The sequence below is a fragment of the Paraburkholderia sp. MM5384-R2 genome (genome assembly GCF_014201025.1).
GTDB classification, from domain to species: Bacteria; Pseudomonadota; Gammaproteobacteria; order Burkholderiales; family Burkholderiaceae; genus Paraburkholderia; species Paraburkholderia tuberum.
The window spans coordinates 22,320-41,597 of the sequence record NZ_JACHDI010000040.1; the positions used below are offsets into that span (position 1 = coordinate 22,320).

A 19,278-nucleotide genomic window follows, 5' to 3' on the forward strand; every position below is an offset into this window, starting at 1 on the left:
TGACATGAATGCCACGAGACGTTCATTGAACGGTAGCACGTGTCGCTGCTTATTTCCAATCGCGCGCCCTGCAATAGAAGTGCAAGCTCGTTCGCAAGCTTGTTAAATCCAGCCCGCGAGCACCGCCAAAACTTCCGCGCTTCGCGCCAGATGGGCTGCGTCGCAATGCGGTCTCACTATGATGAATTCATCGGGGCACGATGCCGACTAGATCCGATGCAGGTCGTTTGCCGCATTCGATCTTTTGTTTCAATCGTTTTCCGGTCGTCGTTGCCGAGCAGACCATTGCGATTCGGCCAGTCAGTTTCCGTACTTCCCGATCGAGCCGGATTCGCCGTAGGCGCATGCATCTTTCACTGCGAACTGAACTACTGGTCTGGTCCGTTTGACGCGCACGCTCTGTCATAAATCACATCAGACGGTATTTGCGTGGATCGCGGCACACCGCGTTATGCGGTGTCCTCGAGGGAAACGCGTTCCCGGCCGGTTTCAATGCGAAGGAGTGAGCGATGGGCAAGGTTACCGCGGCAGCAGCCGCAGCGGATGTCGAAACGATACGACAGGATTCTGCCGAGGCGGAGTTTCCGACGCTGGTGCAGGTGATTCTCGCCGGTGGCTCCGGCACCCGGTTGTGGCCGGTGTCGCGCGAACAGTTTCCAAAGCAACTGATCGACGTGATCGGCAATCAGACTTTGCTGCAAGCAACCATGGGGCGCATGGCGGGTTTTGATGGCGCATGGAACGTCGCGGCCGATCCCGTGATCGTCTGCGGAACCGAGCATTATTTCGCCACTTACGAACAGGCGCGCGAGATTGGCGTGAACGCGCGGATCGTGGTCGAACCCGCGCGTCGCGATACGGCGCCGGCATTGACGCTTGCCGCGTTGACGGCATGCGCGGAAGACGCAGACGCCATTCTGGTCGCAATGCCCGCCGACCATGCGATCGCGAATCTCGAAGCGCTTCACCACGCGCTCGACATCGCCGCGAGGCAGGCGCGCGACGGCGCGATCGTCACGCTAGGCGTACCGCCCGAACGGCCCGACACGGGCTTCGGTTATATCCGGCTCGGCGACGCGTTGCCAGACGGCGCGCGCCGCATCGAGCGCTTCGTCGAGAAGCCCGCGACGGAACTCGCGGCCCAGTACGTCGCGTCGGGCAATTACTGGTGGAACAGCGGCATCTTCGTCGTGCGAGCGTCGGTTTGGCTCTCCATCATCGAGCAGTTTCAGCCGGACATGCACGCGGCCTGCGTTCAGGCATACCGCGACGCGAAGAAGACTGAAGAATGCATCATGCCGGACGCCGAGGGGTTCCTGGGTTCGCCGTCCGACTCGATCGACTATGCGGTGATGGAACAGCTTGGCAAACCGGAGTCGGCGTTTTCCGGCGTGGTGGTGCCGCTCGAAGCAGGCTGGTCCGATCTCGGCTCGTGGGATGCCGTATGGCAAGCGATGGAGAAGGACGACTGCGGTAACGCGGCCAGCGGCCGCGTGCTGTTCGAAGGGGCCACCGCGACCTACGCACGCTCGCAAGGAGGCAGGCTTCTCGCCTGCGTCGGCACCGACAACATGATCGTGATCGAAACCGACGACGCGGTGCTCGTCGCGGATCGCTCGCATGTGCAGGACATCAAGGGACTCGTGTCGCGGATCAGGGCCGAGAAGTCGCCGGAGGCCGATGCGCACAGAAAAGTGCGTCGCCCCTGGGGCTTTTACGATTCGATCGATCATGGCGAGCGCTTTCAGGTGAAGCGCCTCGTCGTGATGCCCGGCGGCCGTCTGTCGTTGCAGATGCATCATCATCGCGCCGAGCATTGGGTCGTGGTGTGTGGAACCGCACACGTCACGCGTGGGGAAGAGCAGTTTCTTCTTGGCGAAAACGAATCGACCTATATCCCGTTGGGTGTTCGCCATCGGCTCGAAAATCCGGGCCGCGTGCCGCTGCAGATCATCGAGGTGCAGTCGGGTACTTATCTCGGCGAAGACGACATCGTTCGTTTCGACGACAAGTACGGGCGTTGCGGCTGATGCGACGGAGTCGACCTGCTACGTCCTATGAGGGGGGCTGTGATGCGATTGCTGACTGGTCTACTGGCGAGAGCGTTCGACGTCGCGATGATCGTGGCTGGGGCATTTGCGGCCTCCCAGATCCGCTTCGACGGCGGCTCGCAACGGAGCTTTTATTTCGCCTTCGTCGCTTTTGCAGCGGCGTTTGCTCTCGCGGTCTTTCCGGCGCTCGGCGTCTACCAATCGTGGCGTGGCCGCTCGAAGAGAGTGCTGGCGAGCCAGGTGGCGCTCGGCTGGCTCGTCGTGCAGGCCTGCGCGATGGTGCTGATGTTCTCGCTGCACCGGATCGATTTCGTGTCGCGACTCTGGTTCGTGTACTGGACCGGCATTTCGGGCGCGACAATGATTGCCGGCCGGCTGGTCACGCATGCGTTGCTTGGGCGCATGCGTCATGCGGGGATGAACTTGCAGCAGGTCGCGGTGGCGGCGTGCGGCGAACATTGCGACGAGATCATCCATAAGATCGAGACGTCGCCCGCGGCCGGCTTTCGCGCGAATGCGCTGTATAACCTGCACCCCGGCTGCTGCATTGCGCCGCGCTCGTCGGTGCAGGTTTTCGAAGAACAGGGTGCGTTCGCTCGCTACGTGCGCGAACAGCAGATCGGCGAAGTGTGGCTGGCGCTGCCGCTCACCGAGGAGCGCATGATTCTCAAGCTGGTGGCGGAGTTTCGCAACGACCTGATCAACGTGCGCTTCATGCCCGACGTGCGCACGCTTGCGCTGTTCGAAGGCAGCATGACCGAGTTGCTCGGCTTGCCGACGATCAATCTTGCCGCGTCGCCGCTGCCGCCGAAGGCGTTGGTGCAAAAAGACCTGTTCGATCGTCTGTTCGCGCTCGTCGCGTTGATCGCGATCTCGCCGATACTGGTGGGCTGCGCGATCGCCGTCAAACTGAGTTCGCGCGGGCCGGTGTTCTTTACGCAGCGTCGCAAAGGCGCCGACGGCCGCGTATTTACGATCTACAAGTTCCGCACGATGCGCCTGCACGAGCAGAAGCCGGGCATTCTCGAACAGGCCAAGCGCGACGATCCACGCATCACGACCGTCGGCGCGTTCCTGCGCCGCACGAGTCTCGACGAACTACCGCAGTTCTTCAACGTGCTGCGCGGCGATATGTCGGTGGTGGGGCCGCGCCCGCATGCGCTCGAACACGACGATCTCTATCAGAACATCGTATCGGGCTATATCCACCGTTATCGGATCAAACCCGGCATTACCGGCTGGGCGCAGATCAACGGCTATCGCGGCGAAACCGATCGCCTGGAAAAGATGGAGGGGCGCGTCGCACACGATCTGTACTACCTGCGCAACTGGTCGTTCTGGCTCGACATGAAGATCATTCTGGCCACGATTTTCAAGGGGCTTCATCATCCAAACGCGTACTGAGCATGATGCTATCCGGAGTTGAAAATATAGTAAGACGATCTGCGAAGCGGGTCTCGCTTTACCGCTTTCACCACGATCACGAATTGCAGGCGAGAAAAATATTGGAGCGACTCGAAAGCAGGTATGGCAAGACCGATCCGAACAAGCTGCGGCTCGCGGACACCTATGCGCGAGACGTGTTCGGCGACTCGGTCTACGCACCCTGGCTGCGCGTTTATACCGCGTTTTGCGGCACCTTCAAGGAAGGCTGGATTCCGGACAACTACTACGGCATCGTCGTCGTGCCGCATATGCAAGGCTGGTACGGCAAGATTTCGAGCCTCAAGCCGATTTCACGGCTGATCTTCGACGGCGACGAATTGCCGGACGTCGCGTACTTTGCCAATGGGCTGTTCTTTACCGACAAGGGCGTCGTGGTGCCCGAGCGCGATCTGACAGACGTCGTGTTCGAGCATACCGAACGCGTCGTATTCAAGCTCGACGGTTCCGGACAGGGCAACGGTGTCTACTTCTTCGACCGTGCCAACTTCGACCCCGCGGTCATTAGGTCGCTCGGCAATGGCGTGATTCAGACGTTCATCAACCAGCACAGTCTGTTCGCTACGTTTGCTGCGAAGCCGGTGGCGACATTGCGCTTCACGACCGTGGTGGACGAGGCCGGTCGCATTTCCATTCGGGCCTGCTACTTGCGGCTCGGCAGAGCGGACGATACGCATGTGCTGAGCGATCGCGAGATATGCGTGCCGGTCGAACTCGAAACGGGTGAACTGTGCGACGAGGGGTATATGAGCGACTGGGCCGCGGTGGATGCGCATCCAGACTCGGGCGCGCGCTTTGCGGGCCTGAAGATCCCATGTTTCGAGAAATGCATGGCCACCGTGCTACGCCTGCACAGGAAGATTCCGTTTGCGCGCTGCATCGGCTGGGATCTCACGGTCGACGCGAACGGCCAGGTCAAGGTGATGGAGTGGAACGGCAAGCACAATGACGTCAAATTCAGCGAGGCGACGCAAGGCCCGTGCTTCGCTGATCTGAACTGGGAACGGCTGAGGGCCGAACCTGAGTTTGCACGGCTGTCACTGGGCTGATCGGGCAGGCCAAAAAAACGTAGTAGGAGACGCGACGTGAGCGAACAGTTATGGTGCGTCCATATCGAAGGACTGAACGACTTCATTGCCGTGGATTCGGAGGAATCGGCGCGGGACGAGGCGTCGCAGATCAATGCGTATATCGATCGCGCCGACAGAAGCTCGCGCGCCGCCCGCTTGCGCGCGGTGGTGGTCGAATGGCCGTATGGCGCCGACGCTCACGCAAGAGCGCTCGATGACGACTGGCACGATCTGCAACGTATGCCACACAGACAGCAGGCCGTCGCGCGGTCCGGCGGCGCGTTGTCGAATCTCGCGCGACGCGTTAGAGAACTGCTGAGCGTCGCGCGCACGGGGAAGGACGATGCGTGAAGCGCGGCTATGGCAACCCGCGTTATGCGGGCAGTGGCACGTCCTCGATCAGATCAGCATTTACCGCGCGAATCCTGCGATCGACAAAATAACCGCCGCCTTCGACATAGCGCATGTACAAGTCGCCCGCAGGTCGAGCACTGCCATACGCCGCAGCGGTTGTACGGGAAAATAGCGCGGCGCGACCGGCGCATCGGCCGATCAGTAGCGGTTGCGATTGCCAGCCGTCGAGGGGAGTGCCCGTGCATTCGCAAGGCGCGGCGGCGCGTTGTTGCACCGGGCGCCGCTGCGCCGCGCGCGCGAGATCGAGAAGGCTTGCAGCGTTCAGGTAGTGCGCCATGTGGCTGGTGGCAAGGCGCTCATAAGCTGTTCAGCATCCGGGTCGCGCTGCACGTTGACCCAGCCGCGCTCGAACGTGCTGCTGGCAATCGACGCGAGCACCGCCGCTTTCTTGACCCGCTGACGCCGCGCGCCTTCGATGACCGCGTCGACATCGGCCGGCGCAATGGCGGGCAGAGCGGCCGAGTGGCTTCCCAACCGACGACTGACACCGGCGGGCGCGGCAGCGGTTCTCGCTGGCACTGACCGGCGTAGATCACTGACGGAGAAGGCGGCTCAATGCCGTCTTATCTTGTTGAGCGGCGATACCGGAAAGATGGACCCGAAAATCAGATACCCGCAACGGTTGTGAATATCTGTAAAAACGGTTTTATCTCAGATTGAAGTCGTTGACTGTGATTTGTTTTGGATGGTTAATTCGTCGGGTGTGTTCTGGAAAACCAGCAGAGGTCAAATGGTCGATATTTGCCGATGAGGTGATCAACGATTCAAATTGCATGCGGTACCTGGGCGGTGGCGGATTTGGAGATTTTGATTGCTATGAACATCATGCAAAATTCCTTGAAATCGACAACAAGAAACTGGCAAATTCAATTAAATCGGCACGCGGCATCAAAAGGGCGAGCAAGGCTGAACTTGACCGGTGCATGCGCGCACAAGATGAATCGGCAAAGGCTCGCGGTCTAGCCCCTAAACTTGCCTATGATTGGAATATTGAAGAGCCGCCGAAAACACATGTGGATATGTACGACGTCATGGAGGCGCGCTGTCATTATTCGATCCGAAAACAACAAAACGAATTCCTGCGCGATCTAAAAAGGGTTGAACGACCCAGTTCGGCTGGGCTCCGCAAGACCAGGGCACGCAAACCGGCACCACCCCGACTGAGCATAGGCGACATCGTCGATTAACTCGATGCCGTGAGCAAAAAGCCATTTGGCCCTGTCCAGCTAGTTTCAACATCGTGCAGCGGGGGCAGTGGTGGCATGTCCGTCGCACCCGACTGGTGAAAAGCCGTAATCTTCGTCACTCGTCCGTACGGTTCCGACTGGCTGTGCGCCGCCGTGACCGCCTCCGCCTGTCCGCTGCGCCTTCACGAAGATGAATTCAATGACGCCATCGAACGCCGCGCACGATCGACCAGTAGCGTGCCGCGTCGTTCTTCCAGCGAGCAGATTTGCTGGATCAGCGCGGGTTGCGCGATATGCAGGCGCTCCGCGGCGCGGCAGAAGTTCAGTTCCTCCGCGAGAACGACGAAGCGCTGTGGAGCCCTGAGGTTTATGTCGGTGGTCCTGGCTGGGGAAGATCGAGCATAACCTGTGCGGGGAGGGCGGCAGCACAGGACGAACCCGCCGTGGTAGTGGCGGGTGCGGAGATCATGGTTTCGGTGCGAGCGGCGCGAAATGTTCCCCGTCACGTTGATTGGTGACGACGTAGCCATCTCGCTTGCGTATCTTCAGGAAGAAGAGTACCGGGGCGGTAGCCGGATCGCCACCGCATTCGGGCGTATGTTTCTCGTGAACCCCGACCACGAAATAGCGCTTCTCATCGGATACGTCGAACATAAGGCATTGGGTGCGGTTGGAGGATAGATGGTGGCTCTGGGTAACTTCCGCTGCCCGGTCCGCTGCCTGATCCGCTGTGGCGATCGTCTGCCCCGATGCCATTGCGTGCGCGCTGACGAGGAGCAGAGCGAAGGTCACCAATCGTGTCCTCAAGGTTTTGTCTGTTTTACCGAACATCATATTGATCGAGATGGCGTGAGCGAATGATGCTGATCAGTTTTGCGCCGTACTGCGGGTCGGTCGCATATTGGTTGCGGGCTATTTCCGTCGCGAATCCGACGCTGTCAATGTGCAGGAAAGCGGAGCGGTAACGCGCGCTATGCTTGAGCATATGGGCGTAGTCGTCCGCGGCATCGTCATAACTGCTATAGGCCCTGAAGGTGCCTTTAGTCGCGACAGATACGCCTTGTACGGTTTCGTGCGTATCAAATGTTGTACTTTGTCCACTCGGGGATCGGCCTTTGATACCGAAGTATGCGTTGCCTTTCACCGTCCTTCCCCAGTTACTTTCCAGCGCGGATTGTGCCAAGACTACACCGGCTGGCACTCCGTATTTGCGCTGGATGGCCTGCGCAGTGGCGAGATGGTTGTGAATAAAGTGAGGAACATAGGCAGCGTCTACATTCACGTGGTGCTGATGGCGTTTTGGCATGAATTGCTCCGGAAGCCACAAAGGAGCCCCAAATCTATACCTGACAGTCAACGCTCGGCTATGGGCGAAGGATGAAAGCGATAACCCCCAGTGATCGCTGTATCCAAACAATTCATTGGTCAACTATCACCCGGCTTCTGATAATGTGCGCACAAAACAGGCCATAGCGGACGCCACCGTCGAAGCATCGGCGCGGCCTCACGCGACAATCCGGAGGAGACGATGCTGCGACCCAAGGTCAGCCGGGCGGTTCTCGCGCTCATGTGCGCGATGTCGTTCATCTTGTATCTCGATCGCGTCAACCTGTCGGCGGCGGCCGGGCTGATCCGCGACGATCTGCATCTGAGCAATACCAACGTCGGCCTCGTGTTCGCCGCGTTCGCATACACGTACGCGCTGTGCCAGGTGATCGGCGGCTGGGTCAGCGACCGCTTCGGCGCGAAGCTCACGCTCGTGACCTGCGCAAGCATCTGGATCGTCGCGACGGTCGCGACCGGTCTCGCGGGCGGGCTCGCGTCGCTGTTCGGCGCGCGGCTTTTGCTCGGCATCGGCGAAGGCGCGGCGCTGCCCGCGCAGGCGCGGGCGCTGACCAACTGGTTCCCGTCGAACCGGCGCGGCTTCGTGCAAGGCCTCACGCATTCGTTCTCGCGGCTCGGCAATGCGATCACGCCGCCGCTGATCGCGCTGCTGGTCGCGTATTCGTCGTGGCGTGTGTCGTTTCTCGCGGTCGGCGCGCTGACGTTCGTGTGGGTCGTGGTCTACGCATGGTATTTCACGGACGATCCGCGCAAGCATCGCCATATGACCGCGGAGCAGGAAACGCAATTGCCGCCGGTCCGTCAATCCGCGGTCGAAGCGACGCGCGAGCCCACGCCGTGGCGGCGTCTGCTCAAACGCATCGCACCAACGATGCTCGTCTACTTCTGCTACGGCTGGACCGGCTGGCTGTTCTTCACCTGGCTGCCCACGTTCTTCATGCACGGTCGCGGCCTCGATCTGAAAAGCTCGGCGATGTTCTCCGCGGGCGTGTTTCTGTCCGGCGTGGTCGGCAATACCGCGGGCGGCGTGCTCAGCGACCGCGTGTTGAAGCGTACGCGCAACGTCGTCGCGGCGCGCCGCAACGTGATCATCTGCGCGTTTCTCGGCGCTTTGGTGTTCCTCGCGCCGGTGATGGTCGTGAAGTCGCTGCCGGTCATGGCAGCGTGCATGAGCCTGTCGTTCTTCTTCCTCGAAATGACGATCGGGCCGATCTGGGCCGTGCCGATGGACATCTGCCCGCGGCACGTCGGTGTCGCGAGCGGGCTCGTGAATGCGGGCTCGGCGGTTGCGGGGATTTTCACGCCGATCGTGTTCGGCCTGATCGTGGACCGCACGGGTAGCTGGACGCTGCCGTTCGCGGGCTCGCTCGGACTGCTCGCGCTCGGCATTGTCGCGACCTTCTTCATGCGGCCGGATATTCCGCTCGACGCGGCTCGCGCTCACCCGGATCTCGCGGACATCAATGCGGGCGGCGAATTGCGCTTCGCAGAAAACCTCACGCCGCGCGAATCGAATCGATGACCAGTTGCATCGCTGGCGTGATGCGCCGGTTTCTGCGCAGAATCAGCCCATACGGTGCGAGCCGGCCGCGTAGCGGCGTCGCGATCGCGGCGATCGCATCGAGCGCGACGTAGTACTGCGCGACCGAACTCGGCAGCACGGCGAGCATGTCCGAGTCGCGCAGCAACGACAGCGTGGTCAGAATCGACGACGTCTCGACCGTGCTGACCGGCGGCGCAACGCGCGACTCGCGAAACGTTTGATCGATGACCTGGCGCATCGGGCTCGGATGCGGCTGGATGATCCACGGATAACGCGCGAGGTCCGCGAGCTTCGGCCGCGTGCCCGTTTGTTTGCCTGTTTTCACGGCCGGATGATCGGGCCGCACGACGATCGACAGCGCCTCTTCCGCCAACGTCTCGAAGCTCAGATCGAGCGCCGGAAAACCATCGGGAATCCGGCCAATCACGATATCGAGCTGATCCTGTTGCAGCGACTGCACGAGCACGTCGCTGGTGTCGATCGTGACCGCCATCTGCAGGCGCGGGTGCGCTTCCTTCAGCTTGACGATCGTGTGCGTCAGCAATTCGGGCGACGGCGCCATCACCGCGCCGATGCGCACCTTGCCGATGTCGCCGGCCTCGATGCCGGCCAACTCCTCGCGCAGCTCGTCGAGATCCTGGAACACGACGCGCGCATAGCGCATCACGGCCTCGCCGAAGATCGTCGGCTCCATGCCGCGCGCATGGCGTACGAACAGCGATACGCCGAGCGTGTCCTCCAGTTCCTGCAAGGCCTTGGTCGCGGCGGGCTGGGTCATCGCGAGATCGTCGGCGGCACGCCGCAGCGACTCCGTTTCCGACAGCGCGACCATCAGTTGCAGATGACGCAGGCGCAAGCGTTTGCGAATGGTGGAGGCGGGCTGGATCATGAGCGATAACTTTAGCGAATCGGCCGATTCGAATTATTCAGTGGTCAGTTATCGGATAGTTTCGCACACTAGCGGTTATCGCAGGACGGCCAATCGCAACGCCGTTCGCGTTGACAAGACAAAACCGGAGACGACGCATGACGATGACCGCGAGCCCCGCGCTCGACAGCGCGATTACCAAAGCGCGCACGAGGCTGCTGCCTTTTCTGATCCTGATGTACGTACTGGCGTTCATCGACCGAGCGAACGTCGGTTTCGCGAAGAACGTGCTGCAGGCCGACACGGGCTTGAGCGACGCGGCGTTCGCGTTCGGCGCCGGCATTTTCTTCGTCGGCTATGCGATGTTCGAAGTACCGAGCAACCTGCTGATGTACCGCTTCGGCGCGCGCATCTGGATGAGCCGCATCATGGTCACGTGGGGCATCGTGTCCGCGTGCACCGCCTTCGTCGACAGCGCCACGAGCTTCTATCTGCTGCGCACGCTGCTCGGCATTGCCGAAGCCGGTTTCTTTCCCGGCATCATCCTGTTCCTGTCGAACTGGTTTCCCGCCAAAACGCGCTCGCAGACGATGGGCATGTTCTATTTCGGCTTCCCGCTGGCGCTTCTGCTCGGCAGCCCGATCTCGGGTCTGCTGCTCGATGCGGGCAATCCGTTCGGCATGCATCCGTGGCAATGGCTGTTCGTCGTCGAGGGGCTGGCGGCGTCGGTGGTGGGTGTCGTCGCTTACTTCTATCTGACCGACCGGCCCGTGCAGGCGCACTGGCTCGATGCCGAAGAGCGTGACGCGCTCGATCACGCGTTGCGCGAGGAAGACAGCCAGAAGCTCGCGCATGGTCCGGCTTCGGTGCTAGCGGCGCTGCGCGATTCGCGCGTACTGTTCTGCGGCCTGATCTACTTCGCGGTGCAGATGAGCGTGTATGGCGTCGTGTTCTATCTGCCAACCCGCATCGCCGGGCTCGCGAGCGGCGGCCATGTCGGCGTCGAGGTCGGAATGCTGACAGCGATTCCGTGGATCGCCGCGATCATCGGCACGTTCTGGGTGACGCGCTACGCCGACCGCCACGGTCATCACCGTACCTGGGCCGCGGCGATGCTCGCGCTCGCGGCGTTCGGCATTGCCGCGTCGGCGATGACGTCGTCGGTCACGCTTGCGATTGCCGCCTTCTGTTTCGCCGCCATCGGTTTCGTCTGCGTGCAGCCATTGTTCTGGACGCTGCCCACCGGTTACCTGGGCGGCGCCGCGGCCGCGGGCGGCATCGCGTTGATCAATTCGATCGGCAATCTGGGCGGCTTCGTCGCGCCGAATCTGAAGGGGCTGGCCGAGCGCGCGTTCGGCTCTTCGCAGGCGGGTATGTTCTCGCTCGCGCTGGTCGGCCTGATCGGCGCATTGCTGCTGCTGACGTTCCGCTTCGCCCCTGCCGCCTCCCATTCCGTCTCTCATCGCAGCGGCCCGCTCGGCGAACGCCCGGGCCACTGACTCTCTGATTCTCTGAAGGAAATCGTCGAACATGAAAATCAAGCACATCCGAACGCGTGTTTTCGAGTGGAAAGGCAAAGTCGTGCCGCCGCAAGCGCATTTCTGCACGAACGCGGTCGATATTCTGTACGAGCGTGGCGATGCGATGGGGTCGTTCCGCTTTCACGGCTGGCTCGTCGTCGAAGTCGAATGCGACGACGGCACCGTGGGCATCGGCAATTGCGCGCTCGCGCCGCGCATCGCGAAGCAGATCATCGACGAATACCTCGCGCCGATCGCGATCGGCGAAGACCCGTTCGACAACGAATACATCTGGCAGAAGATGTATCGCCGCACGCTCGCGTGGGGCCGCAAAGGAATCGGCATGGCGGCGATCTCCGCGATCGATATCGCGCTGTGGGACATCATGGGCAAGGCCGTGAAAAAGCCGGTGTTCAAGCTGCTCGGCGGACGCACCAAAGAAAAGATCTGGTGCTATGCATCGAAGCTTTACAACAACGATGATCGCGACGCTTTCCTCGGCGAAGCGGAAAGCTATCTGGACAGCGGCTTCACCGCGATGAAGATGCGCTTCGGCTACGGTCCGAAAGACGGCCCGAAAGGCATGGCGAAGAACATCGAACAGGTGCGTCTGTTGCGTGAACTGGTCGGCGACGAAGTCGACATCATGCTCGAATGCTATATGGGCTGGACGCTCGAATACGCGCGCAGAATGCTGCCGCGCCTCGCCGAATTCAATCCACGCTGGATCGAGGAGCCCGTGATCGGCGACGACGTCGAAGGCTATCAGGAGTTGAAGAAGATGAACCTGATGCCGGTGTCGGGTGGCGAGCATGAGTTCACGAGCTATGGCTTCAAGGATCTGCTCGAACGCCGCGCGATCGACGTGATCCAGTACGACACGAATCGCGTGGGCGGGATCACGGCGGCGCGCAAGATCAACGCGATGGCCGAAGCGTGGTCGGTGCCGGTGATTCCGCATGCGGGACAGATGCACAACTATCATCTGACGATGTCGAGCACCGCGAGCCCGATGTCGGAGTTCTTCCCGGTGTTCGATGTCGAAGTTGGCAACGAATTGTTCTACTACATCTTCGAAGGCGAGCCGCAGCCGGAACATGGCTATCTGCAACTGTCGGACGACGTGCCGGGTCTTGGCATCAAGTTGAGCGACAAGTATCTTGCCGACTTCAACATCGTCGAATGAATGGACCGATCCGAGGAAAGCACATGAAGCCACGCATCGCAGTCCTCCTTGGCGACCCCGCCGGTATCGGTCCCGAGCTGATCGCGCGTCTGTTCGCGCAGCGGGTGAACCGGGCGCGCGCGGAGCTGCTGATCATCGGCGACCGGCGCGAGCTCGAAACCGGCATGAAGATCGCGCAGCAGCGCTTCGATTACGACGTGGTCGAAGATGCGCATGCCGCGTTTCAACGCGACGGCGTGCCGTCGCTGATCGATTTCCGTCTGCCCGGCGATCAAGCTTTCGAGCGTGCGGTGGCGACCGAACGCGGCGGCCGCTATAGTCTCGCCGCATTCAGGCACGCGCTCGCGCTGACGCAAAGCAACGTCACCCAAGGCATGCTGTTCGCGCCGGTCAACAAGACCTCGCTGCATCTGGCCGGCATGCAAACCGGCGACGAGATGGAGTGGTTCGCGAAGCAGCTCGGCTACACGGGCAGCTTCTGCGAGTTCAACGTGCTCGACGAGCTATGGACTTCGCGCGTGACCTCGCATATGGCGTTGAAGGACGTCAGCGCGAAGTTGTCGGAGGAGCGCATCGTCGGCGCGGTGCGGCTGATTCACGAAGGCCTGAAGCGAGCCGGCCATCCGCAGCCGCGTATCGCGGTATGCGGTTTCAATCCGCACAACGGCGACAACGGCGCGTTCGGCCGCGAGGAGATCGACGTGATCGCGCCGGCCGTCGAGGCCGCGCGAGAGCTCGGCTACGACGCGCAGGGACCGTTTCCCGCCGACACGATCTTCGTGCGCGCGCGCGACCAGAACGCCTTCGACGGCGTCGTCACGATGTACCACGATCAAGGCCAGATCGCGATGAAGCTGATGGGTTTCTGGCGCGGCGTAACCGTGCACGGCGGCTTGCCGATTCCGATCGCGACGCCCGCGCACGGCACCGCGTTCGACATCCACGGCCAGGGCAAGGCCGACGTCGGCGCGACGCAGAAGGCGTTCGACATCGTCACGCGGATGGCGACCGAGCGCGTGAACTAACGCGTCAGCGTTTCCTGCGCGGCCCGGTCGAGGCGCGCACCACGAGCTCGGGCGGTGGCCCGAGCACCATCGACGGCTGCCGCTCCGGCGTCTGGATCAAACGGATCAGGCTCTTGATCGACAACTCCGCGACGGCCGCGGTTTGAATCGCGACCGTGGTCAGCGCCGGATGCACCTGATGCGCGAGCTGAATGTCGGTGATGCCGATCACCGACACGTCGTCGGGCACCGAGCGGCCGAGCGTGATCAACGCCTGGATCGCGCCGATCGCGAGCAGGTCGTTGGTCGCGAAGATCGCGCTCAGTTGCGGGCGGTTCGCCATCAGTTCCATGCAGGCGGCGAAGCCGGCGTCGATCGAGTCGCGAATCTGCAGCACGGCGGCCGCATCGGCTTCGATGCCGGCCATGCGCATCGCGGCGCGAAAGCCGTTCGAGCGCGCGTCCTGCAGACCGCCGCAACCGTCGCCGATCAGCAAGCCGATCTCGCGATGGCCGAGTCCGAGCAGATGCCCCGCGGCCAGCTCGCCGGCACGCGCGAAGTCGACTGCGATGCACGGTAGCTCGGGCGGCGACTCGGGGTGCTCCCACATGGCGAGCAGAATCGGCGCGCTATGCGTCGCCGACGCGCACAGGTCGTTGATCGTGATGTCCGTGTTCATCACGAGCACGCCGTCGGCGAGCGTGCCGGCGATCTGATTCAGATACGCGCGGCCGATTTCGGCATCGTCGTCGGTATTGCAGACCATCAGGAAGTGGCCGGTCTTGCGCGCCGCGCGCTCGGCGGCGAGCACGAACTCCGGGTAAAACGGGTTCGAGATGTTCGACAGCATGAGCGCGAGCGTCGACGAACGGCCTTCGGCGAGCGCGCGCGCATTCAGGTTCGGCCGGTAGCCGAGCTCGGCGATCGCCTGCAGCACGCGCTCAGCCGTTTCAGGGCGGACTTTCTCGCGATTGCGCAGCACGTTGGAGACCGTGGCGGCGGTAACCTGCGCGCGTTTCGCGACTTCGGACAACGTGACCATGTCGGCTTATCCCATATTTAGGGAGGTCAATTCAAATGTTGCAAACGGCGTGCGACATTGCTAACTTTCTCAAAAACGTAACGGAGACACCCACCATGACTTTACCCGTCGAACTCGAATTTAAGCGATTAAATGCCGTCGGCACAAGGCTAGGGCGTTTTGTTTTGGCGAAAATTTAAGCGGTTAAATCAAGGCGGAGACAGCATGGCAACGATTCGTTTGAGCGATGTGCAAAAGGCCTACGGCGACCATCCGCCGGTGATCCGGCGCGTGAATCTCGAGATCGCGCAGCATGAATTCTGCGTGTTTCTCGGCCCGTCGGGCTGCGGCAAGTCGACCTTATTGCGGATGATCGCCGGTCTCGAAGACCTCAGCGAAGGCGAGCTGCATATCGGCGGCCGCCTCGTCAACGACGTGCCGGCCGCCGAGCGCGGCGTCGCGATGGTGTTCCAAAGCTACGCGCTGTTTCCGCACATGACCGTGTTCGACAACATGGCGTTCGGATTGAAGCTCGCGAAGCAGCCGAAGGACGTGATCGAGCGCAAGGTGCGCGAAGCCGCGCGGATTCTGCAACTGGAAAGCTTGCTCGAACGACATCCGAAAGCGCTGTCGGGCGGCCAGCGGCAGCGCGTCGCGATCGGCCGCGCGATCGTGCGCGAGCCGGGCGTGTTTCTGTTCGACGAGCCGCTATCGAATCTCGATGCCGCGCTGCGCGGCCAGACGCGCGTCGAGATCGCGCGTCTGCATCAGCGCTTCGCGAATGCGAGCGTCGTGTACGTCACGCACGATCAGGTCGAAGCGATGACGCTTGCCGATCGCATCGTGCTGCTGCATGCGGGCGCGGATGCCGAGCGCTTCGGCAGCATCGCGCAGAGCGGTGCGCCACTCGAGCTGTATCACCACCCGAAGTCGCGCTTCGTCGCGGGCTTTATCGGCTCGCCGCGTATGAACTTCGTCGATGCGACCGTCGAGTCGATCGAACCGGGGCGTGTGACGGTGGCGCTCGTGGCCGGCGCGGAAAAGCTGGTCGCGCACGTCGACGGTAAGCGGCTGCAACGCGGCCAGCGCGTCACGCTCGGCGTGCGCCCCGAGCATCTGCGGCTCGATGGCGACGAACAGTTCATTCAGTGCGCGACCGTGCTATCGGAACGGCTCGGCGAGCACAGCTATATCCACGCGGACTACGCGGGAGGCACGCTGATCGCGAAGGCGCCCGGCGATACGCCGCTCGGCGCGGGCGAGCGCATCCGCGTTCATGTTCCGCCCGCTGCCTGTCATCTGTTCGACGAGCAGGGACTCGCGCTGCGGCGTAGCACGTTCGAGCCGGAACGCGCGGCCGCCTGAACGATCGTCGACGGCGGACCTGCTTGAACGGTTCGTCAGACTGAATTCCGCCATAGAGCGGGTTACATCGCCGGCCACGCTGCGTAGCCGGTCAACAAGGTAGACAAGGAGACATAGATGATTGCTCTTCGCCTTCGCCGTTTCGCACAGGTGTCGATCGCCGCCGCCGTGATGGCTGGCGCGCTCGGCAGCGCCGCGGTCGACGCGGCCACGCTGAACGTCAACGTATCGGCGCGCGGTAATCAGCGCTCGACCTGGCAGGATGCGTTCGACCAGTTCAAGAAAGCCAATCCCGACATCGACCTGAAAATCACCTACGTGACCGAGGAAGCCTACAAGGTGCAGATGGGCGGCTGGCTCGCCACCGATCCACCCGACGTCGTCTCGTGGCACGACGGCGAGCGGATGGCCTATTACGCGCAACGTGGTCTGCTCGAAGATCTGAGCTCGGACTGGGCGAAAAACGGCTGGTCGCAGCAGTATGCGTCGGTCAAGGACGCGTCGACGTACAAGGGCAAGCAGTATGCGGCACCGCTCGGCTATGACGCATACGGCTTCTTCTATCGCAAGGATCTGTTCGAGAAGGCCGGCATCAGGAGCGAGCCGAAAACGTGGGACGAACTGCTCGAAGCCAACAGGAAGCTGAAGGCGATCGGCGTCGCGCCGATCGCGGTGGCCGCACGCGACAGCTGGACGCTGGCCGCCTGGTTCGACTATCTCGATCTGCGCATCAACGGCAACGAGTTCCATCAGAAGCTGATGGCCGGCGAAATTCCGTACACCGATCCGCGCGTGAAGAAGGTCTACACGACGTGGAAGACGCTGCTCGACAATCACGACTTTATCGACAATGCGCTGTCGTACGACGTCGATTCGATCGGCCCGATCCTCAACAATGGCAAAGCCGCGATGATGCTGATGGGCACGTTCTTCTCGGCGAGCTTCCCGCCGTCGATCAAGGACCAGATCGGCTTCTTCCGCTTTCCGGTGCTCGACGCGAACGTGCCGATGGCCGAGGACGGCCCCGTCAACGTGCTGCTGATTCCGGCGAAGGCGAAGAACAAGGCCGACGCGCGCAAGCTGCTCGCGTTCATGGAGACGCCGAAGATCAACGCCGAACTCGCGAAGGGCTGGGGACAGTTGCCGTCGAACAGCCAGGCGGCGCCGCCTGAGGACGCGATATCGAAGGTCGGCTTCCAGACGCTCGCGAACACGAAGGGCGGCATCGCGCAGTTCTACGATCGCGATATGCAGAAGGAAATGGCCGACGAAGGCATGAAGGCCATGCAGCAGTTCTACAGCGATCCGTCGCAACTCGACAGCGTGCTCGCTCATCTCGAAGCGACGCGCAAGCGCATCTACCAGAAGTAAGTCCCGCCGCGCCGGCCGCCTGAGCGCGGCCGGCTTGCGGGTCCCCATTCCGCCTTCGATTTCCGACGAGGCCGTTCCATGTCACATACCGCAGCGCGCCGCCTGCCCGCGGCGCGGCACCGTCGCGTCTCGACGACGCGCCGTCATCAGCATCGCGCCGCGTTTTTCTTTCTGCTGCCGGGCTGCGCGTTGTTCGCGCTGTGCGTGATCTATCCGATCATCAGCAGCATTTCGCTGAGCTTCTACCACTGGGACGGCATGACGCCGAAGACCTTCGCCGGTCTCGCCAATTACGTCGAGCTGTTTCAGTCCGATACGTTCTATACGGCGCTGAAGAACAACCTGATCTGGCTCGCGCTGTTTCTGCTCGCGCCGCCTCTCGGTCTGCTGTTCGCGCTGTATCTGAACCAGCAGGTGCGCGGCATGCGCGTCGTGAAGTCGCTGTTTTTCGCGCCGTTCGTGCTGTCGGGCGTCGTGGTCGGTCTCGTATTCAGCTGGTTCTACGATCCGACGTTCGGGCTGCTGCGGCTGATCGTCGGCCGTGGCATCCCGGTGCTCGGCGATCCGCACACGGTCACGTTCGGCATCATCTTCGCCGCGCTGTGGCCGCAGGCGCCGTTCTGCATGATCCTGTATCTGACCGGGCTCACCGGCATCAATCCCGAGGTGGTCGAGGCTGCGCGCATGGAAGGCGCGCAGGGGCTGCGACTGCTGTGGCACGTGATCCTGCCGCAATTGCGGCCCGCCACCTTCATGGCGGTGGTGCTGACCGTGATCGGCGCACTGCGCAGCTTCGATCTGATCGCGGTGATGAGTGGCGGCGGTCCGTTCGACAGTTCCACCGTGCTCGCCTATTTCATGTACGACCAGGCGATCAAGTACTACCGCGAAGGCTATTCCGCCGCGATTGCGGTCGTGCTGTTCGCGATCATGCTCGTCTATATCGTGTTCCATCTGCGCCGCATGTTGCGCGAGGAACGCTGATTCTCTGAACCTCAGGAGTACCCGGTCATGTATCCGCTTCCCGTCGAACGCTGGAAACCGCTGAATCGCATGCTTTACAAGGCCTCGCTGCCGCTGGCGCTGTTTATCTGGCTGCTGCCGATGCTCGCCGTGCTGCTGACCTCGATCCGCTCGACGGATGAATTGTCGCAAGGCGACTACTGGACGTGGCCAAAACACTTCGCGTTGCTGGAGAACTACGGCACCGCGCTCACGCAAACGCCGATGCTGCATTACTTCGCCAATAGCGTGCTGATCACGGTGCCGTCGGTGATCGGCGCGATCGTGCTCGCGTCGATGGCGGGCTTCGCGTTGGCGACGTATCGCTTTCCGGGCAACACGGCCGTGCTGTTCGCGTTCGTCGCCGGCAATTTCGTGCCGATCCAGATCCTCATGATTCCAGTGCGCGACATGGCGCTGAAGTTCGGCCTGTTCAACACCGTGTGGGCGCTGGTGATCTTTCATGTGTCGTTTCAGACCGGCTTCTGCACCTTGTTTCTGCGCAACTTCATCAAGCAACTGCCGTTCGAGATGATCGAGGCCGCGCGCGTCGAAGGCGCGGGCGAGTGGACGATCTATCTGCGCATCGTGCTGCCGCTGATCCGCCCCGCGCTCGCCGCGCTCGCGATCCTCGTGTTCACGTTCGTGTGGAACGACTACTTCTGGGCGCTGTGCCTCACGCAAGGCGACGACGCCGCGCCGATCACGGTGGGCGTCGCCGCGCTGAAAGGGCAGTGGACGACCGCGTGGAACCTCGTCGCGGCGGGCTCGGTGCTGGCCGCGTTGCCTTCGGTGCTGATGTTCTTCGGCATGCAAAGGCACTTCGTCGCCGGACTGACCTTCGGGGCGAGCAAGGGATAAACGGCGCCTGAAACACGATTGAAACGAC

17 protein-coding genes and 3 pseudogenes are annotated in these 19,278 nt (G+C 62.1%); 13 read left to right on the forward strand and 7 right to left on the reverse strand.

What is annotated here, in order from left to right; genetic code table 11:
* Nucleotides 1–509 precede the first annotated feature (509 nt).
* The 4 genes from HDG37_RS35450 to HDG37_RS35465 are packed head-to-tail and all read left to right on the forward strand — an operon-like array spanning nt 510 to nt 4,915.
* The gene (locus HDG37_RS35450; protein WP_184055805.1) at nt 510–2,030 is read left to right on the forward strand and encodes a mannose-1-phosphate guanylyltransferase/mannose-6-phosphate isomerase; all 1,521 of its coding nucleotides are present in this window, start codon (nt 510–512) and stop codon (nt 2,028–2,030) included.
* A 42-nt stretch (nt 2,031–2,072) separates the two neighbouring features.
* The gene (locus tag HDG37_RS35455) at nt 2,073–3,455 is read left to right on the forward strand and encodes an undecaprenyl-phosphate glucose phosphotransferase (protein WP_184055808.1); all 1,383 of its coding nucleotides are present in this window, start codon (nt 2,073–2,075) and stop codon (nt 3,453–3,455) included.
* Between the two features lie 2 nt (nt 3,456–3,457).
* Nucleotides 3,458–4,543 (forward strand): sugar-transfer associated ATP-grasp domain-containing protein, encoded by a 1,086-nt coding sequence (locus HDG37_RS35460; protein ID WP_184055810.1) that lies wholly within the window; start codon nt 3,458–3,460, stop codon nt 4,541–4,543.
* Nucleotides 4,544–4,579: 36 nt separating this feature from the next.
* Nucleotides 4,580–4,915 (forward strand): hypothetical protein, encoded by a 336-nt coding sequence (locus HDG37_RS35465; RefSeq protein WP_184055812.1) that lies wholly within the window; start codon nt 4,580–4,582, stop codon nt 4,913–4,915.
* A gap of 22 nt (nt 4,916–4,937) precedes the next feature.
* On the opposite strand, the pseudogene HDG37_RS35470 reads toward HDG37_RS35465, so the two are convergent.
* Nucleotides 4,938–5,255 (reverse strand): annotated as a pseudogene (locus HDG37_RS35470) (hypothetical protein).
* Nucleotides 5,256–5,274: 19 nt separating this feature from the next.
* Nucleotides 5,275–5,425, reverse strand: a pseudogene (locus tag HDG37_RS35475) (RraA family protein); the annotation flags it as partial.
* A gap of 209 nt (nt 5,426–5,634) precedes the next feature.
* Between HDG37_RS35475 and HDG37_RS35480 the strand changes: the two are divergent.
* The gene (locus HDG37_RS35480) at nt 5,635–6,165 is read left to right on the forward strand and encodes a hypothetical protein (protein WP_184055816.1); all 531 of its coding nucleotides are present in this window, start codon (nt 5,635–5,637) and stop codon (nt 6,163–6,165) included.
* A 206-nt stretch (nt 6,166–6,371) separates the two neighbouring features.
* Here the strand turns inward: HDG37_RS35480 and HDG37_RS38910 are convergent.
* The 3 genes and pseudogenes from HDG37_RS38910 to HDG37_RS35495 all read right to left on the reverse strand — a co-directional run.
* A pseudogene (locus HDG37_RS38910) lies at nt 6,372–6,536 on the reverse strand (LysR family transcriptional regulator); the annotation flags it as partial.
* A gap of 94 nt (nt 6,537–6,630) precedes the next feature.
* Nucleotides 6,631–6,957 carry a hypothetical protein gene (locus tag HDG37_RS35490; protein WP_184055818.1) on the reverse strand — a complete coding sequence of 109 codons (327 nt, stop codon included), beginning with the start codon at nt 6,955–6,957 and terminating at the stop codon, nt 6,631–6,633.
* Nucleotides 6,958–6,985: 28 nt separating this feature from the next.
* A complete protein-coding gene (locus HDG37_RS35495; RefSeq protein ID WP_184055820.1) occupies nt 6,986–7,471 on the reverse strand; it encodes a glycoside hydrolase family 73 protein in 486 nt (161 codons plus the stop codon).
* 222 nt (nt 7,472–7,693) lie between these two features.
* Between HDG37_RS35495 and HDG37_RS35500 the strand changes: the two genes are divergently transcribed.
* The gene (locus HDG37_RS35500; RefSeq protein ID WP_184055822.1) at nt 7,694–9,031 is read left to right on the forward strand and encodes an MFS transporter; all 1,338 of its coding nucleotides are present in this window, start codon (nt 7,694–7,696) and stop codon (nt 9,029–9,031) included.
* Here the strand turns inward: HDG37_RS35500 and HDG37_RS35505 are convergent.
* Entirely contained in the window at nt 9,006–9,941 is a 936-nt protein-coding gene (locus HDG37_RS35505; protein ID WP_184055824.1) for a LysR family transcriptional regulator, read from the reverse strand. The genes HDG37_RS35500 and HDG37_RS35505 overlap by 26 nt on opposite strands.
* 137 nt (nt 9,942–10,078) lie before the next feature.
* Between HDG37_RS35505 and HDG37_RS35510 the strand changes: the two genes are divergently transcribed.
* From HDG37_RS35510 to HDG37_RS35520, 3 genes are read left to right on the forward strand one after another with little or no spacing between them, the layout of a single operon-like run.
* On the forward strand, nt 10,079–11,419 hold the full coding sequence (locus HDG37_RS35510) for an MFS transporter (protein WP_184055826.1): 1,341 nt from the start codon (nt 10,079–10,081) through the stop codon (nt 11,417–11,419).
* 31 nt (nt 11,420–11,450) lie between these two features.
* Nucleotides 11,451–12,626 (forward strand): L-rhamnonate dehydratase, encoded by a 1,176-nt coding sequence (locus tag HDG37_RS35515; RefSeq protein ID WP_184055828.1) that lies wholly within the window; start codon nt 11,451–11,453, stop codon nt 12,624–12,626.
* A 23-nt stretch (nt 12,627–12,649) separates the two neighbouring features.
* On the forward strand, nt 12,650–13,651 hold the full coding sequence (locus HDG37_RS35520) for a 4-hydroxythreonine-4-phosphate dehydrogenase PdxA (protein WP_184055830.1): 1,002 nt from the start codon (nt 12,650–12,652) through the stop codon (nt 13,649–13,651).
* A gap of 4 nt (nt 13,652–13,655) precedes the next feature.
* On the opposite strand, the gene HDG37_RS35525 is transcribed toward HDG37_RS35520, so the two are convergent.
* Nucleotides 13,656–14,672, reverse strand: coding sequence for a LacI family DNA-binding transcriptional regulator (locus HDG37_RS35525; RefSeq protein ID WP_090809209.1), 1,017 nt, complete (start codon nt 14,670–14,672; stop codon nt 13,656–13,658).
* 204 nt (nt 14,673–14,876) lie between these two features.
* Here HDG37_RS35525 and HDG37_RS35530 point away from each other — a divergent pair, with 204 nt between their 5' ends.
* From HDG37_RS35530 to HDG37_RS35545, 4 genes are all read left to right on the forward strand, one after another.
* The gene (locus HDG37_RS35530; protein ID WP_184055832.1) at nt 14,877–16,016 is read left to right on the forward strand and encodes an ABC transporter ATP-binding protein; all 1,140 of its coding nucleotides are present in this window, start codon (nt 14,877–14,879) and stop codon (nt 16,014–16,016) included.
* 171 nt (nt 16,017–16,187) lie between these two features.
* The gene (locus tag HDG37_RS35535; RefSeq protein WP_260335222.1) at nt 16,188–17,387 is read left to right on the forward strand and encodes an ABC transporter substrate-binding protein; all 1,200 of its coding nucleotides are present in this window, start codon (nt 16,188–16,190) and stop codon (nt 17,385–17,387) included.
* Between the two features lie 78 nt (nt 17,388–17,465).
* Complete coding sequence (locus tag HDG37_RS35540) at nt 17,466–18,371, forward strand: carbohydrate ABC transporter permease (protein WP_090809213.1); 906 nt, start codon at nt 17,466–17,468, stop codon at nt 18,369–18,371.
* 27 nt (nt 18,372–18,398) lie between these two features.
* Entirely contained in the window at nt 18,399–19,250 is an 852-nt protein-coding gene (locus tag HDG37_RS35545; protein ID WP_184055836.1) for a carbohydrate ABC transporter permease, read from the forward strand.
* Nucleotides 19,251–19,278: the final 28 nt, after the last annotated feature.

What these genes read in the sequence shown, in the direction of transcription:
- HDG37_RS35450 (WP_184055805.1), top strand. Translation starts at nt 510, where the DNA reads ATGGGCAAGGTTACCGCGGCAGCAGCCGCAGCGGATGTCGAAACGATA.
- HDG37_RS35455 (WP_184055808.1), top strand. Translation starts at nt 2,073, where the DNA reads ATGCGATTGCTGACTGGTCTACTGGCGAGAGCGTTCGACGTCGCGATG.
- HDG37_RS35460 (WP_184055810.1), top strand. Translation starts at nt 3,458, where the DNA reads ATGATGCTATCCGGAGTTGAAAATATAGTAAGACGATCTGCGAAGCGG.
- HDG37_RS35495 (WP_184055820.1), bottom strand. Translation starts at nt 7,471, where the DNA reads ATGCCAAAACGCCATCAGCACCACGTGAATGTAGACGCTGCCTATGTT.
- HDG37_RS35500 (WP_184055822.1), top strand. Translation starts at nt 7,694, where the DNA reads ATGCTGCGACCCAAGGTCAGCCGGGCGGTTCTCGCGCTCATGTGCGCG.
- HDG37_RS35505 (WP_184055824.1), bottom strand. Translation starts at nt 9,941, where the DNA reads ATGATCCAGCCCGCCTCCACCATTCGCAAACGCTTGCGCCTGCGTCAT.
- HDG37_RS35510 (WP_184055826.1), top strand. Translation starts at nt 10,079, where the DNA reads ATGACGATGACCGCGAGCCCCGCGCTCGACAGCGCGATTACCAAAGCG.
- HDG37_RS35515 (WP_184055828.1), top strand. Translation starts at nt 11,451, where the DNA reads ATGAAAATCAAGCACATCCGAACGCGTGTTTTCGAGTGGAAAGGCAAA.
- HDG37_RS35520 (WP_184055830.1), top strand. Translation starts at nt 12,650, where the DNA reads ATGAAGCCACGCATCGCAGTCCTCCTTGGCGACCCCGCCGGTATCGGT.
- HDG37_RS35525 (WP_090809209.1), bottom strand. Translation starts at nt 14,672, where the DNA reads ATGGTCACGTTGTCCGAAGTCGCGAAACGCGCGCAGGTTACCGCCGCC.
- HDG37_RS35530 (WP_184055832.1), top strand. Translation starts at nt 14,877, where the DNA reads ATGGCAACGATTCGTTTGAGCGATGTGCAAAAGGCCTACGGCGACCAT.
- HDG37_RS35535 (WP_260335222.1), top strand. Translation starts at nt 16,188, where the DNA reads ATGGCTGGCGCGCTCGGCAGCGCCGCGGTCGACGCGGCCACGCTGAAC.
- HDG37_RS35540 (WP_090809213.1), top strand. Translation starts at nt 17,466, where the DNA reads ATGTCACATACCGCAGCGCGCCGCCTGCCCGCGGCGCGGCACCGTCGC.
- HDG37_RS35545 (WP_184055836.1), top strand. Translation starts at nt 18,399, where the DNA reads ATGTATCCGCTTCCCGTCGAACGCTGGAAACCGCTGAATCGCATGCTT.